This window comes from Azospirillum sp. A26 (assembly GCF_042604635.1).
GTDB classification, from domain to species: Bacteria; Pseudomonadota; Alphaproteobacteria; order Azospirillales; family Azospirillaceae; genus Azospirillum; species Azospirillum palustre.
The window spans coordinates 1,150,507-1,170,152 of sequence record NZ_CP170472.1 but is presented as its reverse complement, the minus strand read 5'-3'; the positions used below and the strand labels follow the sequence as shown (position 1 = coordinate 1,170,152).

Below are 19,646 nucleotides of genomic sequence, written 5' to 3'. Positions count from 1 at the left end.
TCATGGATTGGGTCACGTCGTTGGGGAATATTGTGGGATGAAAGTATTTGGGTGCGGACCGCAGACTCCCTCCTTGTCGGGGTTCGGGAAGTCCTGTTCGCACCGCGTGATTTAGAAATGATTGGTGCTCTTCGTAAATCAGGCGATGGATGATCAGCCAAGATCGCTTCCCGTCTCCTTGTTGGTCGCCTCAGGTTTCGAAACGGTAACACCTATGGAATGATGTGTGCTGGCCGGGTCACACGGGAATGCGCGTTGGTACAGGCATCCTTCAGGACTATCCTTTCGGTTTCGCAATGGCTTTTCCCTCCTCTATTGCGTGTTCGAATCGGGATTAGCCACATCCCTGCCACACGAACGCCGCAAAGATGGCAAGGTTCCAGAAAAATTCCCGTCGATAATGGAGACAGCGGGTCTCTGTTTGAATGAACCCATCCGGATCGAATGAATCCAATGGATGCGTGCGATAACTCTATTCGTGGACGCAATAGAATCTATGACCTTAGGCAGAGCCGTTTCTTGCCGGTCGCATGACGAACGGTGCCTCGAAGGGGGGTGGCGGCTTCGAATGACCTATGGCCCTTGTCGGGATGCAGAGCCCCTTCCGATCGTGGTATCAGATACTCAACACAGAGAAGAACAGCCCCACAACGGCAGACAGCCTTCCGGCCGATGCCCAAATGGGGCCGCAGCACAAATCGGCCACCAAGCCGTGCAAGCGGCATGAAATCGGTGACCCGGGTGCCGCGGGGGCGCACCGGGCGAGATTGACAACAAGCCCTGACGGGCGGTCGTCCGCGAAGCGGACGGCACCGGCAAGGGCCGGCGAGCGAGGATGACGGGGACCATGAAGATTCTGATCGGGGACGACCATCTGCTGTTCCGCGAAGGCCTGCGGCGTCTGCTGGAGCAACTGCAGGGCGAGGCCAGCTTCGTGGAGGCCGGCACCTTCGACGAGGTTCTGGAGCAGTGCCGCACCAGCGGCACCTTCGACATCATCCTGATGGATCTGCATATGCCGAACTGGCCGGGCTTCGACGGCCTGCGCGAGATCCAGGCTCTGCAGCAGGGTGTGCCGGTGGTTGTGATCTCCGCGTCGGAAGCGCTGGGCGACATCCGCGGCGCGCTCGACCATGGCGCGACCGGCTACATCCCGAAGTCGAGCAGCGTGAAGGTGATGATGGGCGCCCTGAACCTCGTGTTCTCGGGCGGCATCTACCTGCCGCCGGGCGCCCTGACCGCCAGCATGGACGCTGCCCCGCGCCGCCGGACCGTCGACATGTCCGACCGCAACGCCGGCTACGGCCTGACCCAGCGCCAGCGCGAAGTGCTGGAATGCCTGCGTCTCGGCAAGTCGAACAAGCAGATCGCCTATGAGCTGGGCCTGTCGGAAGGCACGGTGAAGATCCACGTCACCGCCATCTTCAAGTCGCTGGGCGTCAAGAACCGCACCCAGGCCGTCATCGCCGCCGCCGCCATGTCGGCGTAAGCCGCAAAGATTGGGTCGGGGTGAGCCGCGAAGGTTCTCGACTGGAATCGACCGATTCGAGGCACGTCCGGGTCGTGGACTGGGCTGCGGGGGCATCGCCTCCGCGGCCCATTTTCTTTCGCCTGCGACCTCATCCCCAGCCCGCGAAACAGCCTGCCTCTTGACCGGGCGGGTTGCCCGATGCTATCCGCCCCTCTTGATCTTGTGGAATCATCCGTCCGAATTGCCGGCCGGCTGGGTTCCGCCTGACCCGCGCCGCCATCCGGGCCGTGCGCGAAGCCGCCACCGCAAGGACGCCACCGCAGCGCCATGAGCGATATTTTCCGCGAAGTCGACGAGGATCTGCGCCGGGACCGCGCGGAGCACCTGTTCAAGAAGTATGGCGGCGCCATGATCGCCGCGGCCGTCCTGGTCGTCGCCGGCACTGGCGGCTACAGCTTCTGGCGCCATTGGCAGGCGCAGAAGAAGCAGGAGCAGACCGCCGCCCTCGTCACCGCCATCTCGCAGAGCGGCCAGGGGCCGGAGAAGGGTATCGACGCGCTTGCCGCGTTCGCCGGCTCCGCCGATCCCAGCCTCGCCGCCATCGCCCAGTTCAACGCCGCGGCGCTGATGATCCGCCAGGGCAAGGGCGCCGACGCCGCGACCGTCTATGACGGCATCGCCGGCAACGCTTCGGTGCCTGCGCAGTACCGCGATCTCGCCACCCTGATGGGGGTGATGCAGCGTGCCGACAGCGGCGACCCGGCGCAGCTGACCGCGAAGCTGCAGCCGCTGACCGCCGACACCAGCCCCTGGCGCTTCTCGGCGCGCGAGCTGACGGCGATGCTCGCCGCCCGTGCCGGCGACGCCGAGAAGGCGCGCACGCTCTACAAGCAACTGGCGGATGACCAGCAGGCCCCGTCGGGCGTGCGCGGCCGCGCCGCCGATCTCGCCTCCCTCTACGGCAAGGGCTGACCGGGGCCATGAAGACCAAGACCGAGAAGACCGCAATGGCCGGTTCGATCCGCCGCGCCGCGCTGCTGTCGGCATCGCTGCTGACCCTCCTGCTCGCCGGCTGCGACACCATCGACAGCTGGATGGGCAAGACCCCCGATCCGCCCCTGCCGGGCAAGCGGGTCGCAGTGCTCCAGCGCGAGCGCAAGGTGGAGCCGGACGCCCAGCTCGCCGCCACCGCCGTCACCGTGCCGCCGCCGGTCGCCAACGCGGCCTGGGCGCAGCCGGGCGGCACGCCGGACCATGTGCTGGGCAACCTCGCCCTGTCGGCCAACCCGTCCGACGCTTGGCGCGCCGACATCGGCGCCGGGTCTAGCAGCTCGCGCGCGTTGCTCGGCACGCCGGTGATCGCCGACGGCCGCATCTTCGCGATGGACGCCGATTCGCACGTCACCGCACTGAACGAGCGCAGCGGCCAGTCGCAGTGGCGGTTCGATACCCGTCCGGAGAACGAGCGCGGCGGCGCCACCGGCGGCGGCGTCGCCTATGCCGACGGCCGCGTCTACGCCGCCACCGGCTTCGCCGAGGTGCTGGCGTTCGACGCCGGCAGCGGCAAGGTGCTGTGGCGCAAGCGCATCGCCGGCCCGGTCCGCGGCGCCCCGACGGTTGCTGGCGGCCGTGTGCTGGTCATCACGCTGGACAACCAGACCATCGCGCTGTCCACCGACGACGGTGCGGTGCAGTGGTCGCAGCAGGGCATCCTGGAGACCGCCGGCCTGCTCGGCGCCGCCAGCCCGGCCGCGACCGGCACGCTGGTCGTCTCCCCCTATTCCTCGGGCGAGCTGTTCGGCCTGCGTCCGGAAAACGGCCGTGTTGCCTGGCAGGACAGCCTCGCCAACATCCGCCGCAGCGGTGCGCTGAGCAATCTGGCCGACATCCGCGGCCTGCCGGTGGTCGACCGCGGCGCCGTCTATGCCATCGGCCATTCCGGCCGCATGGTCGCCATCGACGAGCGCATCGGCGCCCGCATCTGGGAAACGGAGATCGGCGGCGTCCAGACCCCCTGGCTGGCCGGCGATTACCTGTTCACCGTCACCAACGATCAGGAAGTGGTCGCGGTGGCCCGCCAGAATGGCAAGGTCCGTTGGGTGGCGCCGCTCGCCCGCTTCACGGATCCGGAGGACAGGTCCGGCCCGATCGTCTGGTCCGGTCCGGTGATGGCGGGCAGCCGCCTGTGGGTCACCGGCTCCAACGGCCAGCTGCTCGGCCTGTCGCCGTCCGACGGCAAGGTCGAGGTGACCCGTTCGCTGCCCACCGGTTCCTACTTGTCTCCGGTCGTTGCCAACAACACTCTCTATGTGCTGTGCGACAACGGAACGCTCGTCGCGTTCCGCTGATCGCGGATTTCCTCCGTCTGTTGTGAAAGGCCTTTGGCCCCATGTCGTTCACCGTGGTCCTCGTCGGTCGGCCGAATGTCGGCAAATCGACCCTCTTCAACCGTCTGGCCGGCAAGAAGCTGGCCCTGGTGGACGATACGCCGGGCGTCACCCGTGACTGGCGCTCGGCCCCGGCCCATGTCGGCGGCCTGTCCTTCACGGTGGTCGATACCGCCGGTCTGGAGGATGTGACCGACGACAGCCTGGAGGCGCGCATGCGCCGCCAGACCGAGCAAGCCCTGGCCCGTGCCGACGTCGCGCTGTTCATCATCGACGCCCGTGCCGGCATCACGCCGCTGGACCGCCATTTCGCCAAGCTGCTGCGCCGGAGCAAGACCCCGGTGCTGCTGGTCGCCAACAAGACCGAGGGCAAGGCCAGCCAGCCCGGCATGTTCGAATCCTACGAGCTGGGCCTGGGCGATCCGATCCCGCTGTCCGCCGAGCATGGCGAGGGCATGGCCGATCTGGTCGAGGCCCTGCTGCCCTACGCTCCGCCCGAGGAGTCCGACAAGGCCGAGGATGTCGACGACGGCTTCGATCCCTCCATTCCCATCGGCGACCAGCCGGAGCCGGAAGAGGACCGCAGCAAGCCGATCCAGATCGCCATCGTCGGCCGTCCGAACGTCGGCAAATCGACGCTGCTGAACAGCCTGCTGGGCGAGGAGCGCGTGCTGACCGGACCCGAGGCCGGCATGACCCGCGACGCCATCGCCGTCGACTGGGAGTGGCGCGACCGCCGCTTCAAGCTGGTGGACACCGCCGGCATGCGCCGCCGCGCCCGCGTCGACGAGAAGGTTGAAAAGCTGGCGGTCGCCGACAGCCTGCGCGTCATCCGCATGGCGAATGTCGTGGTGCTGGTGGTCGATGCCGCCGCCATCCTCGACAAGCAGGACCTGACCATCGCCCGGCTGGTGATCTCCGAGGGTCGCGCCCTGGTGATCGCCGTCAACAAGTGGGATGCGGTCGAGGACCGCGCCATGGCGCTGCGTCAGGTCGAGGACAAGCTTGAGGCCGCGCTCGGCTACATCAAGGGCGTGAAGGTCGTCACCATCTCGGCGCTGAAGGGCCACAAGCTCGACACGCTGCTGGACGGCGTGCTGGAGACCTACACGGTCTGGAACCGCCGCATCCCGACCGCCCAGCTGAACCGCTGGATCGAAGGCGTTCTGGACCACCATCCGCCGCCCCTGGTGGAGGGCCGCCGGGTGAAGATCCGTTACGTCACCCAGGTGAAAACCCGTCCGCCGACCTTCGCGCTCTTCGTCAACAAGCCGCTGGATCTGCCGGAAAGCTACCAGCGTTACCTGACGACGCATCTGCGCGAGAGCTTCGACATGCCCGGCGTGCCGGTGCGCCTGCTTCTACGCAAGGGCAAGAATCCGTACGCGGACGATTGATCCCGATGTCCTCTCTCCTCCAATCGGAAGAGGGCTGCGACGAGCACCTGTAATATTGTGGAGCGCGATCTGAAACGATCACGCTCCACACAACGTTTTGTGATGCCCTTCGTTTGCCTGTCGGGCGGCTTGCCATATTGTCGATAACAGCGTCGCCCGCCGATTGGGCAGGCGCTGGTATCCGCCCAGTCCCGGCTTCCCAGAGGCGATTGTCCGCCGGCCTGCTCCTGAAATTTGGACGCCGCTGCCTCAATCACCCGATCCAACCCCTTCATTGCGGTCGCCAGGATCGTCCGGGCCGCGCCATCGATCATCGCGGCGACCGATTTGAGAACGGCCGTCTGTGACGGGGGGCCGCGTCGCGCCGTGCGATTGCCTTCCCCAGGATAAATCCCGTCTCGACAGCGAAGCCTGCAACTGATATCCATTCTCATGAAATTGAGAGCCATTCGCAGTCCGGGAGTGATGGATGTTCATCGATAAGATCGCTGGGATCGCTTTTGCCGTCGGTTCCTTGACCGCCTTTTCCGTCCAGGCGCAGGAAGTCAATGTCTACAATTCCCGGCATTACAACACCGACCGCGCGATCTATGAAACCTTCACGAAGTCGACCGGAATCAAGGTCAACATTATTGAAGGCAATCATGATGAACTTATCCAGCGCATGAAGTCGGAAGGCGCCAGCAGCCCGGCGGATCTGTTCATCACCGTCGATGCCGGCCGTCTGGCCGCTGCCGCCAAGGAAGGTCTGCTCGCCTCCGTCACCTCGCCGCAGCTCGATGCGATCAAGGTTCCGGCCAACCTGCGCGATCCGAACGGCGCCTGGTGGGGCCTGTCCAGCCGCGCCCGCATCGTCGTCTATGCCCGTGACCGGGTGAAGCCAGAGCAGATCAAGGATTACGAGGATCTCGCCAAGCCGGAGTGGAAGCATCGCGTGCTGACCCGCAGCGGCACCCATCCCTACAGCCTGGCCCTGACCGCCTCGATGATCGAAGCGCTGGGCGAGGAGAAGACGGAGGAGTGGGTCAAGGGCCTCGTCGCCAACCTCGCCCGTCCACCGCAGGGCGGCGACACCGACCAGATCAAGGCGGTCGCGGTGGGTGAGGGCGATCTGGCCATTGCCAACACCTATTATGTCGGCAAAATGATCACCTCGGCCAAGCAGGAGGACCGTGAGGTCGCGTCCAAGATCGGCGTGATCTTCCCCAACCAGGGCAACCGCGGCACCCATGTGAACCTCAGCGGCGCCGGCGTGGTGAAGACCTCCAAGAACCAGGAGAACGCCCGCAAGCTGCTGGAATATCTGCTGAGCCCGGAGGCGCAGCGCCAGTTCGCCGACGGCAACATGGAATATCCGGTCAACCCGGCGGTCCAGCCGCATCCGGAACTGGTGAAGCTCGGCAGCTTCAAGGCGGCCGAGGTGAACGCGGCCTCTTTCGCCGCCCACACGCCGCAGGCGCTGCGCATCATGGACCGTGCCGGTTGGAAGTAAGATGACAGAAGCCCTTTCTCCGTCCGCCCTTTCCCCGTCGGTCGTCCTCTCCGGCATCACCCACCGCTACGGTCGCGCCGACAGCGGCGTGACGGCGGTCGACGGCGTCTCGCTATCGGTCGCCCCGCGCGAGGTGGTGTGCATCGTCGGCCCGTCCGGTTGCGGCAAGTCGACCTTGCTGCGCCTGATCAGCGGACTTGAGGCGGTTCAGAAGGGCGAGATCGCGGTGGACGGGCAGGTGCTCGCCACCGCGGGCCGGTCGCTGCCGCCGGAAAAGCGGCCGGTCGGCATGATGTTCCAGGACTTCGCGCTGTTCCCGCACCTGACGGTGGCGGGCAACATCGCCTTCGGTCAGACCGACCGTCCGCGCGCCGAACGGAAGCGCCGGGTGGAGGAGTTGCTGGAGACGATGGCGCTGACCCGCTATGCCGACGCCTATCCGCACACCTTGTCGGGCGGCCAGCAGCAGCGGGTGGCACTGGCCCGCGCCATGGCGCGCGACCCCAAGGTCCTGCTGCTGGACGAGCCGTTCTCCGCGCTGGACGAGCAGCTTCGCCGGTCGGTGCGGGAGGAGGTGGTGCGGATCATCCGGGCCAGCGGCATCGCCACCGTCGTCGTCACCCACGACCCGGAAGAGGCGATGGAGATGGGCAACCGTGTGGTGGTGATGGAGGCCGGGCGCATCGTCCAGGCCGACACGCCGGTGACCCTTTATCAACGCCCGGCCAACAGCTTCGTCGCCCGCCTGTTCGGCGAGGTGAACCGTTTCGAAGCGACGGTGCGCGACGGGCAGATCGTCACGCCGCTCGGCCGGATCATGGCCCCCGGCTTGCCCGGCGGAACGAAGGTCGAGGTTGCCTGCCGGGTCGAGGATCTCGAACTGCTACCGCCGGGCACCCGGCCCGATGCCGTTCCGGTGCGGGTGCGCCACTCCAGCTTCCTTGGGCCGGCAACGCGGGTGTGCCTGGATTTGGCCGGGTCGGAGGTCCATGCGCGCCTGCCCGGCCATGTGGACGTGCGTGCCGGCGAAGAGCTGTCCGCCGCGATGGCGGCCGAACGCGCGATGGTGTTCCCGGCAGAGTGAGCGGGAGTGGGCGGGAGGCCTCAGGCCCCCGCCCGCACCTCGTCCTCGCCGAATTGCAGCCGGCACAGCCGGGCATAGGCCCCGTCGGCCGCCAGAAGCGCCTCGTGCGGGCCCTGTTCGATGATGCGCCCGCCTTCCATCACCACGATCCGGTCGGCATTGCGCACCGTCGCCAGACGATGGGCGATCACCAGCGTGGTGCGACCCTCCGTCAGCCGTTCCAGGGCAGCCTGCACCAGCCGTTCCGATTCGCTGTCCAGCGCGCTGGTCGCCTCGTCCAGCAGCAGGATCGGCGCGTCTTTCAGGAAGGCGCGGGCCAGCGCCAGACGCTGGCGCTCGCCGCCCGACAGCTTGACGCCGCGGTCGCCGATCACCGTGTCGTAGCCCTCGGGCAGCTTCGACACGAAGTCGTGCGCGGCGGCTGCCTTGGCGGCGGCGATCACGTCGTCCATCCCGGCATCGAGCCGGCCGAAGCAGATGTTCGCCCGCACAGTGTCGTTGAACAGCACGGTGTCCTGGCTGACGATGGACACGGCTCCGCGCAGGCTGCGCAGGGTCGCGCCGCGGACATCCTGGCCGTCGATCAGCACCTCGCCCTCCGTCACGTCGTAGAGGCGGGGGATCAGGTTGAAGACCGTCGATTTGCCGGCGCCGCTGCGCCCGACCAGCGCCACCGTGCTGCCGGCCGGCACGTCGAGGTCGATGCCCTTCAGCGTGTCGGCCCCGGCCTCGTAGGAGAAGCGGACGCCGCGCAGCGCGACGGCACCCGTCGAGACGGCAAGCGGCTTGGCGCCCGGCTGCTCGACGATGGTCGGCTGCTGGTCCAGCAGTTCGAAGATGCGCTGGGCGGCGGCAAGCCCTTCCTGCAAGGCGGCGTTCAGCGTGCCGATGGCGCGCACCGGCTGGGCCGCCATCAGCAGCGCGCCGACGAAGCCGGAGAAGGCGCCGACCGAGCCTTCGCCCATCGTCATGCGATAGCCGGCGAAGGCGATCACGCCGGCAACCGCGACGCCGCCCAGCACCTCCATCATCGGGTCGATGCGCGAGCGGGCGCGCACCGCCTTCATCGTCAGCAGGTAGTTCTCGTGGAAGGCGCGGCCGGCGCGGGCGCGCTCATAATCTTCAAGATTGTAGGTCTTGACCATGCGCGCGCCCGACAGGCTTTCGGTCAGCAGCGAGGTCATGTCGCCCATCTGCGCCTGGGTGTCGCGGGAGACGCGGCGCAGACGCTTGCCGATCCGCACGATGGGAACGGCGGCGATGGGATAGATGATGAAGACGATCAGCGACAGCAGCCAGTCGAGATAGAACATCGATCCGACCAGCGCGATCACCGTCAGGATGTCGCGCACCAGCCCCGTCAGCGTCCGGGTCAGCGCGTTGCGGATCAGATCGACGTCGTTGATGAAGCGCGAGGTCAGCGACCCGGTGGGCGTCGCATGCAACTGCGCCATGTCGGCAGTTTGCAGGTGCGTGAACATCGCCAGCCGGACGTCGGCGATGATGCGCTGGACGATGTCGCTGGTCACCACCGTCTGGGAATAGAGCGACACGCCCTTGATGATCGTCACCGCGACGATGGCGAGCGGGATCGCCAGCAGCATGCCGCGGTCCTGGGCGGAGAACATGGCATAGGACCGGTCGATCAGCAGCGGATAGGCGCCGGTGGTCGCCGCCACCACCGCCATCAGCACGAAGCACAGCAGCAGCTTTCCGCGATAGGGACGCACCCATTCGCGCCACATCCGGGCCGCTAGCCGTTCGGTCGCCGCATCCAGGCGCAGGGGCTTGCCGCTCTTGTTCGTCACGGTCGCATCCGATCATCTTGTCCGATGGGGATGGCTTAGCCCATGGGCTTCGGCTTTGTCCACCGGTCGACGTGGAGCCGCCGGTGCTGGTTACAGGCTTCCTTTACCGATTCCGTACGAGGATGCTGACGATTGGGGCGGCGAACATCGGTGCCGCCGGGCGAGGGGGGAAGGCCAATGCCGAACGGAACCAGCCTGAATGGCGGCATCAATGGCGTTAACGCTGGTGGCGGGAGCGCGCGGCGTCCGCGCATCGGTCTTGCGCTGGGCGGTGGCGTGGCGCGCGGCTGGGCGCATATCGGGGTGCTGCGGGCGCTGAAGCGCTATGGCATCGAGGCAGACATCGTCTGCGGCTCCTCGGTCGGGGCGCTGGTCGGTGGCGTCCATCTCGCGGGAAAGCTCGACACGCTGGAAGAGTGGGTGCGCACGCTGACGCGGATGAAGATCGTCGGCTATCTGGATCTGCGGTTGCGCCAGGGTGGTGGACTGATCAGCGGCGACCGGCTGCTGGCTGAACTGCGCCTGCATCTGGGAGACGTGCGAATCGAGGAACTGCCATGCCCCTATGCCGCCGTCACCACCGATCTGGTGACCGGCCACGAGGTGTGGCTGCAACGCGGCGAGCTGGTCGACGCCATGCGGGCGTCCTTTTCGCTGCCGGGGGTGTTTCCGCCGGCGTCTATCGACGGACGCTGGATGATCGACGGCGCGCTGGTCAACCCGGTGCCGGTGTCGGCCTGCCGGGCGCTGGGCGCGCAGATGGTGATCGCCGTCAATCTGGCCGGCGATATCCTGGGCAAGGCGCGCAAGCCCGGGTCGAGCGTGCCGACCGCCGCCGGTTTCGACCTGTTGCGGCTGGTCGAGGACGAGGCGCCGGGCCACCGCCCACCGCGCGGCATCGGCGCCCTGACACGCCGGATCTTCCGGCGCGACTATGAGGGGCCGAGCCTGTTCGGCGTGATGGTCTCGTCGCTCAGCATCGTCACCGACCGCATAACCCGCTCACGGCTGGCCGGCGATCCGCCGGACGTGCACATCGTGCCGCGGCTGGGTCACATCGGGCTGACCGAATTCGACCGGGCCGACGATTGCATCCGTGAGGGCGAGCTGGCGGTGGAGCGCGTCCTGCCGGAACTGCACGACGCGCTCGCCGTCTTTGCCACCGGTCCGCGCGAATCGACACGCGCACCGGTGCGGGACTGAGGCCTTTGGGCGGCCGGTCTCAGTGATCGATGGCGGTGCCCAGCGCCGCACCACCCAGACCGCCGATCACGGCGCCGCGGGTACCGTCCACGGCGTATCCGCCGGCCGCACCGGCCGCACCGCCGACCACGCCGCCAGTCGAGCAGGCGGTGACGGAAAGGACCGCGAACACCGCACCGATCAGACGCAAACGGGACATCATACTACCCTCCACGTGTTGACTGTTCGGTCTCTAAACACGCGAAAACGCATTTTGCTTCCATCGTCCCCTGATCTTTTGGTCCTGCTTCTTTGGGGGAACTTCTTCTCTCCATAAGCGTTGACCGGACTTTAACCGTGAAACGTTGATACGGGGGAATCACCATGCGAACCATGACCAACAGATTGCGCGTCACGGCCATCGCCGCGGTCGCGGCTCTGTCGCTCGGCGCCTGCCAGACCGGAAACGGCAGCGGTGGCGGCATCGGCGGCATGAACACGTCGGAGACTGTCGGTACGCTGGGCGGCGCCGTCGCCGGTGGCCTGCTCGGCTCGCGCTTCGGCGGCGGCGCGGGCAAGCTGGCGACGACGGCCATCGGCACGCTGGTCGGCGCCTATGCCGGACAGCAACTCGCCCGGCACTTCAGTCCCGCCGACCAGAACCGCGCGTCGGACGCGGAGGAGCGCGCGGTCGCCAACAACCAGACAATCACCTGGAACAACCCGCAGTCCGGCAACAGCGGCACCATCCAGCCGGTGAGGACTTATCAGGGCACTGACGGCCAGACCTGCCGCGACTACAATCACACGGTCGTGATCGACGGCAGGACCGAGGTCGCGCGCGGCACCGCCTGCCGTCAGGCTGACGGAAGCTGGAAGCTGGTATCGTAAGCGTACAGCCTATCCGAATGACCGCCTCCGGGTCCTACTCCTTGCGGATGTGGGGAGTTGCCGTCAAAATCAAGGAGTTCCGCCGGATGGCGGCCCGATAAGAACGGCGTGCGGGGCTTATGGAGGCGGTCAGCTACATCATCCTCATCGGATCGACACTGCTGATCGTCAGCGTGCTGACCAGCTACCTCGCTTTGCGGGTCGGCGCCCCGCTGCTGCTGATCTTCCTCGGCATCGGCCTGCTGGCCGGCGAGGACGGGATCGGCCACATTTCCTTCAACGATGCCGGCTCCGCCTTCCTGATCGGATCGATGGCGCTGGCGGTGATCCTGTTCGAAAGCGGCTTCGACACCAAGCTCGCCAGCTACAAGGCCGCTGCCTGGCCGGCGATGACGCTGGCGACGTTCGGGGTGGCGGTGACCACCGGCGTGGTGGGCATCGCCGCCCATTACCTGATGGGGCTGGCCTGGGGGGAGGCGCTGCTGGTCGGGGCGGCGTGCAGCTCCACTGATGCGGCGGCGGTCTTCTTCCTGCTGCGCGTCGGCGGCATCACGCTCCGCGACCGCGTCCGCTCCACCCTGGAAATCGAATCGGGCAGCAACGACCCGGTCGCCATCATGGTGACCATCCTGCTGGTGGAGGCGGCGACCCACGGTCTGGCGTCCCCCATCGCCATTGTCGGCGAGCTGGTGCTGGCCTTTTCGCTGGGCGGGGTGATGGGGCTGGCCGGCGGCTGGCTGCTGGTGACCTTCATCAACAAGGCGAATTTCGAAGCCGGGCTGAATCCGGTGGTGACGCTGACCTTCGCCCTGTTCATCTTCGCGGTCACCAACGTCATGGGCGGCAGCGGCTATCTCGCCGTCTATGCCGCCGGGCTCTATGCCGGCAACGTCAAGCTGCGCGGTGCGCTTGAACTGCGGCGTTTCCATGCCGGCCTGACCTGGCTCAGCCAGATCGTCATGTTCGTGATGCTGGGGCTGCTCGCCACGCCGCGGGAATTCGCCGGGATGATCCTGCCGGCGCTGGGTGTGGCCTTCGTCCTGATCGCCATCGCCCGTCCTGCCGCGGTGTGGATGTGCCTGCTGCCCTTCCGCTTCTCGGTCCGGGAGACCAGCTTCATCGCCTGGGTGGGTTTGCGCGGGGCGGTGTCGCTCCTGCTGGCGCTGGTGCCGGTACTGGGCGGGCTGGAGAATGGACAGCTGATCTTCAACACCGCCTTCATCGTCGTGGTGGTGTCGCTTCTGGTGCAGGGCTCGACCATCGGTACGATGGCGCGGGCGCTGGAACTGATCGTGCCGCCGCGCCGCGGCCCGGTGGAGCGCGTGGAGCTGGAGCTTCCCGGCAATGCCGACCAGGAACTGGTCGCCTACACCGTCCATGCCAAGAGCCCGGCCGCCAGGGGACAGCGCATGCCGCGCTGGGCCAGGCCGTCGCTGGTCATCCGGTCGGGTGCGGTGGTGCCGCTGCACAAGGCGAAGCCGTTGCAGCCCGGCGACCATGTCTATCTGTTCACGCCGCAGCACCGGCTGCCCCTGATCGACAGACTCTATGGCGGCAGCCGGGCGCTCGACCAGAACGACCGGGAGTTCTACGGCGATCTGGTGCTGAGTCCCGATGCGACGGTGGAGCAGATCGCCGAGATGTACGGGCTGCCGCTGTCGATGTCGAACGCCCGGCTGACGCTGAGCGATCTGCTGCGCAACGAGTTCGGCGGCTCCTGCGAGCTGGGCGACCGGGTGCGCATGGGCGGTGTCGAGCTGATCGTGCGCGATATGGAGGACAACATCATCACCTCCGTCGGACTGGCGCTGGAGCCGGCCCGCGTGACCAGCCGGCGCCGGCCGCTCTATCAGCGCCTCATCGATATCGGCGGGCGGCTGGGCGGCTGGTGGAACGAGCAGTCCTTCCGCCGCTGGAAGGAACGCGAAAAGCAGCGGGCGTGCCGGGCGGGCGTGCCGACGGCGGAGCCCCGGCACGACGAGCGGGTGGAAAGCCGCAATGAGGTCTGATGGTCAGTCGCGGTGCCCCGGCCGCGACGCCGCGATGGTGCGGCTGAGATAGATGACCGGAGCGAGGCCGACCAGAACGATCACCAGGGCGGGCAGGGCGGCGTCGTCCAGCCGCTCGGTGGAGGCCATGCGGAAGGCTTCGATCGCCAGCGTGTCGAAATTGAAGGGCCGCAGGATCATCGTCGCCGGCAGCTCCTTCGTGATGTCGACGAAGACCAGCATGGCGGCGCTCAGCAGGCTGGGGCGCAGCAGCGGTAGATGGACCCGGCGCAGCACCTGCAACGGCGTGTGGCCGAGCGAGCGTGCCGCCCCTTCCAGATTTGGGCCGATCTTGGCGAAGCCCGACTCCAGCGGCCCATAGGCGACGACGAAGAAGCGGATCAAATAGCCATAGAGGATGCCGGCGATGGTGGTGCCGAGGATCGCGCCCATCGGCCAGCCGGTCCAGTCGCGCGTCAGCCCGACGGTGATGAGGATGCCGACGGCGATTACCGTGCCCGGCGTGGCATAGCCGAGCGAGGCGAGCCGTGCAGCGCCGGTGGCGAAACCGCTTCGGTCATGGCGCACGCCGTGGATCACCATCAGCGCCACAGCGACGACCAGAACCGCGCCGCTGGCGCCCAGGATGAAGGTGTTCACCGTCAGGTCGGTGAAGCGGGCCAGCGTCAACTCGGTGCCGCCGCGCAGGATCATGCGGATCAGAACGGCACCCGGCAGCAGGAAGCCGAACAGCACCGGCGTCATGCAGACGATCCAGGCAACCATTGTGCCGCGGGCCGACAGGCGCGGGGCAGGCAGGGCGCGGTAGCGGCCGGTGGTCTGGTGGAAGCGCATCTTTCCGCGCGACAGCCGCTCCAGCCCGACCAGCGCCAGCACCACCAGCAGCAACACGGCGGCAAGCTGTGCCGCCGCCGCCGGATCGCCCAGGGCGAACCAAGTGCGGTAGATGCCGACGGTGAAGGTGTCGATGCCGAAATAGCGGACCGCCCCGAAGTCGGCCAGCGTTTCCATCAGCGCATAGCCGACGCCGGCCACCAGCGCTGGACGGGCGAGCGGCAGTGCCACGCGGCGGAAGGCGCCGAAGGCGGAGCATCCCAGCGTGCGGCTGGCCTCCAGCACGCAGACCGACTGTTCGAGGAAGGCGGCGCGGGTCAGCACATAGACGTAGGGGTACAGCACCGACGACAGCACCAGCCCGGCGCCCCAGGCGGTGTGGATGTCCGGGAACCAATAGTCGCCGCGCCGCCAGCCGAAACTGGCGCGCAGGAAGGACTGCAACGGTCCGGCAAATTGCAGGAAGTCGGTGTAGGTGTAGGCCAGCACGTACGCGGGCATGGCCAGCGGCAGCAGAAGCAGCCATTGCAGCACGCCGCGACCGCGGAAGTCGTGCATGGTGACGGTCCAGGCGCAGGCGACGCCGGTCACCAGCGTGACGACTCCGACGATGCCCAGCAGGATCACCGTGTTGAGGATGTAGCCGGGAAGCACCGTCCGCGCCATGTGCCCCCACAGATCGGTGGAGATTCCGGCGGACTGGACGAAGACGGCAAGGATCGGCAGGGCAATCAGCAGCGCGAGGATCAGGGCGAACAGCCCGGTCGCGCCGATTCGTGCCCACAGCTGGCGGGGAGAGAAGGACGGGGAGCCGGGGGACTTCGCGTCGGTCGCCATCGCCATGCGGAAACATCCTCGCATCGGTTCAAAAATCAGGGGGCAAAAAGAAGGCGGCGCCTGCTCCCTGTCAGGGGGGCACGCGCCGCCGGTACTCTACCCTATATGCGAACCGTTATCAGCTGGCCGTTATCAGCTGGCTTCTGCGGCACGCGAGTGGCGCTTGCGCTCGTTCGGATCGAGGTAGCGCTTGCGCAGGCGGATCGACTTCGGCGTCACTTCCACCAGCTCGTCGTCGGAGATGTAGGACAGCGCCTTTTCCAGGGTCATCTGGATCGGCGGGGTCAGGCGGACAGCCTCGTCCTTGCTGGTGGTGCGGATGTTGGTCAGCTGCTTGCCCTTGATGACATTGACCTCGAGGTCGTTGCCGCGGGTGTGCTCGCCGATGATCATGCCCTGATAGACCGGCACGCCCGGATCGATCAGCATCGGGCCGCGATCTTCCAGGTTCCACAGGGCGTAAGCCACCGCGGTGCCGTCGCTGTTGGAGATCAGGACGCCGGTGCGCCGCGCCGCGATGGCGCCCTTGAACGGCGCGTAGCCGTGGAACAGGCGGTTCATGATGCCGGTGCCGCGGGTGTCGGTCAGGAACTCGCCCTGATAGCCGATCAGGCCGCGCGACGGCGCATGGAAGACGATGCGGGTCTTGTTGCCGCCGGACGGACGCATCTCGATCAGGTCGGCCTTGCGCTCCGACATCTTCTGAACGACGGTGCCCGAAAACTCCTCGTCGACGTCGACGACGACTTCCTCGATCGGCTCCAGGCGCTGGCCGTTCAGCGGATCGGTCTTGAACAGCACGCGCGGACGGCTGATCGCCAGCTCGTAGCCCTCGCGGCGCATCGTCTCGATCAGGATGCCCAGCTGCAGTTCGCCGCGGCCGGCCACCTCGAAGGCGTCGCCGCCCTCGGTGTCGGAGATGCGCAGCGCCACGTTGCCTTCGGCTTCGCGGAACAGGCGGTCGCGGATCATGCGGCTGGTGACCTTGTCACCCTCGCGGCCGGCCAGCGGGCTGTCGTTGACCGAGAAGGTCATCGCCAGGGTCGGCGGGTCGATCGGCTGGGCGTGCAGAGCCTCGGCGACTTCCGGCGCGCAGATGGTATCGGCCACAGTGGTGTTGGTCATGCCGGCCAGCGCGACGATGTCGCCGGCATGCGCCTCGTCCACCGGAACGCGCTCCAGGCCGCGGAAGGCCAGCACCTTGCTGATGCGGGCGTTCTCGATCAGCTTGCCGTCGCGGCTCATCGACTTGACGGCCATGTTGACCTTGACCGAACCGGTCAGGATGCGGCCGGTCAGGATGCGGCCCAGGTACGGGTTCGCTTCCAGCGTGGTCGCCAGCATGCTGAAGGGCAGGTCTTCCTCGACCTTCGGGGCCGGGACATGGTCGCGGATCAACTCGAACAGCGGGGTCAGCGTCTCGCGGGCGCCGTTCTCCAGGTCCGTGGTCGCCCAGCCGTTGCGGCCCGAGGCGAACAGGGTCGGGAAGTCCAGCTGCTCGTTCGAGGCGTCGAGCGAGGCGAACAGGTCGAACACCTCGTCATGCACCTCGTGCGGACGGCCGTCGGGACGGTCCACCTTGTTGATGACGACGATGGGGCGCAGGCCGAGCTTCAGGGCCTTGCCCAGCACGAACTTGGTCTGCGGCAGCGGGCCTTCGGCCGCGTCGCAGAGCAGGACGACGCCGTCGACCATGGAGAGGATGCGCTCCACCTCGCCGCCGAAATCGGCGTGGCCCGGGGTGTCGACGATGTTGATGCGCAGGTCGTTCCACAGAACGGACGTGCACTTGGCCAGGATGGTGATGCCGCGCTCGCGCTCCAGGTCGTTGGAGTCCATGGCGCGTTCGGCGACCTGCTGGTTCTCGCGGAACGAGCCGGCCTGCTTGAGGAGCTGGTCGACCAGCGTGGTCTTGCCGTGGTCGACGTGGGCGATGATAGCGACGTTACGGAGATTCATGGAGCCTTCGGTCTCGCAAGGGCACCCCCGACACGCAGCAGCGTCATGCCACAAACAACAAAAAGGCCCGCCGAACGGAGTCGGTGGGCGATGTCGGGGAAACTGTTGCGGCGCAATATATGGATCCCGGGCAAAAACGCAAGCGCCGTGCCCTTTGGTCTAGGGCGAATTTCCGGGATGGAGCCATGCGTCAATGGGCCCTACATTGGGGACGATGATCCGCTTCGCTTCCGCTTCCCGCCGCCGCGCCGCCGTTGCAACCAGGATTGCAGCCGCTCCGCTCAAGGCTCCGATCGCCGTACCGATGGTCGCCGCCCTGCTGATGCTGGGGCCGGCCGACGCCGGCTATGCCCAGGATTCGCCGCCCGACAGCATCCCCGGCGCCGTGCCCGCGGCGCCGTCGGAGGGTGCTCCGCCGGACGCCGCGCCACCGGACGAGGAGGTCAGGCCGGCCGGTATCACCTATGAGGTCGAGATCACCGGCGTCGAGGACGAGGGGCTGCGCGGCACGCTGCGCGACGCCTCGACCCTGGTCGAGCTGAAGGACGATCACCCGCCCTCGCTGATCGGGCTGGAGCGGCGGGCCGACAGCGACCGCGACCGTTTGCAGACGGCGCTGCGCTCCGCCGGCTATTACGACGCGAAGCTGGACATCCGCATCGACGACCCGGCGGCGGCCGGCACCCTGCCCGCGGGCGGGCAGGCTCCCCCGGTCAAGGTGACGGTCACGGTGACGCCGGGGCCGCTCTATCACATCAAGACGGTGACGGTGCGCGGCGTCACCAACTCCACTGGCAGCTCTATCCTGCCGAAGGAGGTCGCGACCGACGATCTCGGCCTCGTCGCCGGTGCCCCCGCAATCGCGCAGAAGGTGCTGGACGCCGAATCGGAACTGGTCGGCCGGCTGAGCAAGCGCGGCTACGCCTTCGCCAAGGTGCCCGACCGCGAGGTGGTGGTCGATCATTCCGACCGCACGATGGATGTCACCTACAGCGTCGATCCCGGCCCGCTGACCCGCTATGGCGCCACCCGCATCGAAGGGTTGGAGCAGGTCGACGAGGATCTGGTGCGCGGGCGCCTCGCCTGGAAGGAGGGGCAGGTCTACGACCCGGGCGCCACCGACCGGGCGCGTCAAGACATCGCTGCTCTCCAGGTCTTCGACACCGTCCGCGTGCGGATGGCGGACGAGCCGGGGCCGGACGGCGTGACTCCGGTCATCGTCTCGGTCGGCGAGCGCAAGCGCCGCTTCATCGGCGGCGGCGTCACCTATTCCACCCAGGACGGAGTGGGCGCCAACGCCTATTGGGGCCACCGCAACCTGTTCGGCGGAGCGGAGCAGCTCCGTGTCGGCGTCGATGTCGGACGCGTCGCCGGATCGTCGGGCGGTACGTCGAGCAAAGGCAACGACCTGCCGGACCTGCGCTTCAGCGTCAATTTCCGCAAGCCCGACTTCCTGGCGGTGAAGCAGTCGCTGCTGGTCAATTTCGCCGTGGTGAACGACCAGCCGCCGGCCTACAGCCGCGTCGCGTCCGAACTGACGGTGAAGCTGGAGCGGCCTTTGACCGACCAGCTGACCGTCAGCTATGGCGTGACCGGCGAGCGTGGGCGGGTGCGGACGGAGGACACCACCTATCAGACCTCCTTCATCGGCGTGCCGCTGGGGGCGGCCTGGAACGGCACCGACAATCTGCTGAACCCGACCTCCGGCCAGCGGGCATCGTTGCAGGTAACGCCCTGGTTCCCGGTGGGCGGCGACACCAAGTCGCCCTTTACCTCAATATTGTTGAACGGCTCCACCTATTACGACCTCGGCAAGGACGGGCGCTATGTCGCCGCGGGCCGGATCGGGCTGGGCAGCATCCTCGGCACGTCGCTGAGCGACATTCCGCCGGATCACCGCTTCTATGCCGGCGGAGGCGGGTCGGTGCGCGGCTACGGTTTCCAGAAGGCGGGGCCGCGCGACCGCTACGACGATCCGGTCGGCGGGCGGTCACTGTTCGAAATCGGGGCGGAGCTGCGCATCAAGGTGACGGAGAGCATCGGCGTGGTGCCCTTCGTCGATGCCGGCACCGTCTATGACAAGGCCTATCCCGACTTCAGCGAGCCGTTGCGCGTCGGCGCCGGGTTGGGGCTGCGCTATTACACCGACTTCGGCCCGCTGCGCGTCGATGTCGGCGTTCCGCTCAATCCCGCCAGCGGCGATTCGCGCTGGCAGCTGTATCTCAGCCTGGGACAGGCGTTCTGATGGCGCATTTTCGTCCCAATCCTTTGGGACGATGACCGTTTATTGCGGTT

Annotated in this window: 14 protein-coding genes; 10 read left to right on the top strand and 4 right to left on the bottom strand. The window is 67.3% G+C overall.

All coding sequences use genetic code 11. The features are described 5' to 3' along the window. Positions 1-847 precede the first annotated feature (847 nt). The 6 genes from ABNQ39_RS06005 to ABNQ39_RS05980 all read left to right on the top strand — a co-directional run bounded on the left by ABNQ39_RS06005 (position 848) and on the right by ABNQ39_RS05980 (position 7,831). The gene (locus tag ABNQ39_RS06005) at positions 848-1,489 is read left to right on the top strand and encodes a response regulator transcription factor (RefSeq protein WP_376959484.1); all 642 of its coding nucleotides are present in this window, start codon (positions 848-850) and stop codon (positions 1,487-1,489) included. A gap of 309 nt (positions 1,490-1,798) precedes the next feature. Beyond that, complete coding sequence (locus tag ABNQ39_RS06000; protein ID WP_376959483.1) at positions 1,799-2,443, top strand: tetratricopeptide repeat protein; 645 nt, start codon at positions 1,799-1,801, stop codon at positions 2,441-2,443. Positions 2,444-2,451: 8 nt separating this feature from the next. Then, complete coding sequence (locus ABNQ39_RS05995) at positions 2,452-3,819, top strand: outer membrane protein assembly factor BamB family protein (RefSeq protein ID WP_376959482.1); 1,368 nt, start codon at positions 2,452-2,454, stop codon at positions 3,817-3,819. A 41-nt stretch (positions 3,820-3,860) separates the two neighbouring features. Further along, a complete protein-coding gene (gene der, locus ABNQ39_RS05990; RefSeq protein WP_376959481.1) occupies positions 3,861-5,255 on the top strand; it encodes a ribosome biogenesis GTPase Der in 1,395 nt (464 codons plus the stop codon). A gap of 469 nt (positions 5,256-5,724) precedes the next feature. Next, a complete protein-coding gene (locus ABNQ39_RS05985; protein ID WP_376959480.1) occupies positions 5,725-6,747 on the top strand; it encodes a Fe(3+) ABC transporter substrate-binding protein in 1,023 nt (340 codons plus the stop codon). 1 nt (position 6,748) lies between these two features. Further along, entirely contained in the window at positions 6,749-7,831 is a 1,083-nt protein-coding gene (locus ABNQ39_RS05980) for an ABC transporter ATP-binding protein (RefSeq protein WP_376959479.1), read from the top strand. Positions 7,832-7,851: 20 nt separating this feature from the next. Here ABNQ39_RS05980 and ABNQ39_RS05975 read toward each other — a convergent pair whose 3' ends face one another. Beyond that, positions 7,852-9,639, bottom strand: coding sequence for an ABC transporter ATP-binding protein (locus ABNQ39_RS05975; protein WP_376959478.1), 1,788 nt, complete (start codon positions 9,637-9,639; stop codon positions 7,852-7,854). Between the two features lie 177 nt (positions 9,640-9,816). On the opposite strand from ABNQ39_RS05975, the gene ABNQ39_RS05970 reads away from it, so the two are divergent. Next, positions 9,817-10,842 (top strand): patatin-like phospholipase family protein, encoded by a 1,026-nt coding sequence (locus tag ABNQ39_RS05970; protein ID WP_376959477.1) that lies wholly within the window; start codon positions 9,817-9,819, stop codon positions 10,840-10,842. A 19-nt stretch (positions 10,843-10,861) separates the two neighbouring features. Here ABNQ39_RS05970 and ABNQ39_RS05965 read toward each other — a convergent pair whose 3' ends face one another. Beyond that, on the bottom strand, positions 10,862-11,044 hold the full coding sequence (locus tag ABNQ39_RS05965) for a hypothetical protein (RefSeq protein WP_376959476.1): 183 nt from the start codon (positions 11,042-11,044) through the stop codon (positions 10,862-10,864). A gap of 170 nt (positions 11,045-11,214) precedes the next feature. Between ABNQ39_RS05965 and ABNQ39_RS05960 the strand changes: the two genes are divergently transcribed. Further along, a complete protein-coding gene (locus tag ABNQ39_RS05960) occupies positions 11,215-11,712 on the top strand; it encodes an RT0821/Lpp0805 family surface protein (RefSeq protein WP_376959475.1) in 498 nt (165 codons plus the stop codon). Positions 11,713-11,831: 119 nt separating this feature from the next. Continuing rightward, a complete protein-coding gene (locus ABNQ39_RS05955; protein ID WP_376959474.1) occupies positions 11,832-13,721 on the top strand; it encodes a potassium/proton antiporter in 1,890 nt (629 codons plus the stop codon). Positions 13,722-13,724: 3 nt separating this feature from the next. On the opposite strand, the gene ABNQ39_RS05950 is transcribed toward ABNQ39_RS05955, so the two are convergent. Together ABNQ39_RS05950 and typA are read right to left on the bottom strand one after the other, a co-directional pair. Beyond that, on the bottom strand, positions 13,725-15,398 hold the full coding sequence (locus ABNQ39_RS05950) for an ABC transporter permease (RefSeq protein ID WP_376959473.1): 1,674 nt from the start codon (positions 15,396-15,398) through the stop codon (positions 13,725-13,727). A gap of 126 nt (positions 15,399-15,524) precedes the next feature. Further along, positions 15,525-17,351, bottom strand: coding sequence for a translational GTPase TypA (gene typA, locus ABNQ39_RS05945; protein ID WP_376959472.1), 1,827 nt, complete (start codon positions 17,349-17,351; stop codon positions 15,525-15,527). A 193-nt stretch (positions 17,352-17,544) separates the two neighbouring features. Between typA and ABNQ39_RS05940 the strand changes: the two genes are divergently transcribed. After that, the gene (locus tag ABNQ39_RS05940; RefSeq protein ID WP_376959471.1) at positions 17,545-19,596 is read left to right on the top strand and encodes an autotransporter assembly complex protein TamA; all 2,052 of its coding nucleotides are present in this window, start codon (positions 17,545-17,547) and stop codon (positions 19,594-19,596) included. Positions 19,597-19,646: the final 50 nt, after the last annotated feature.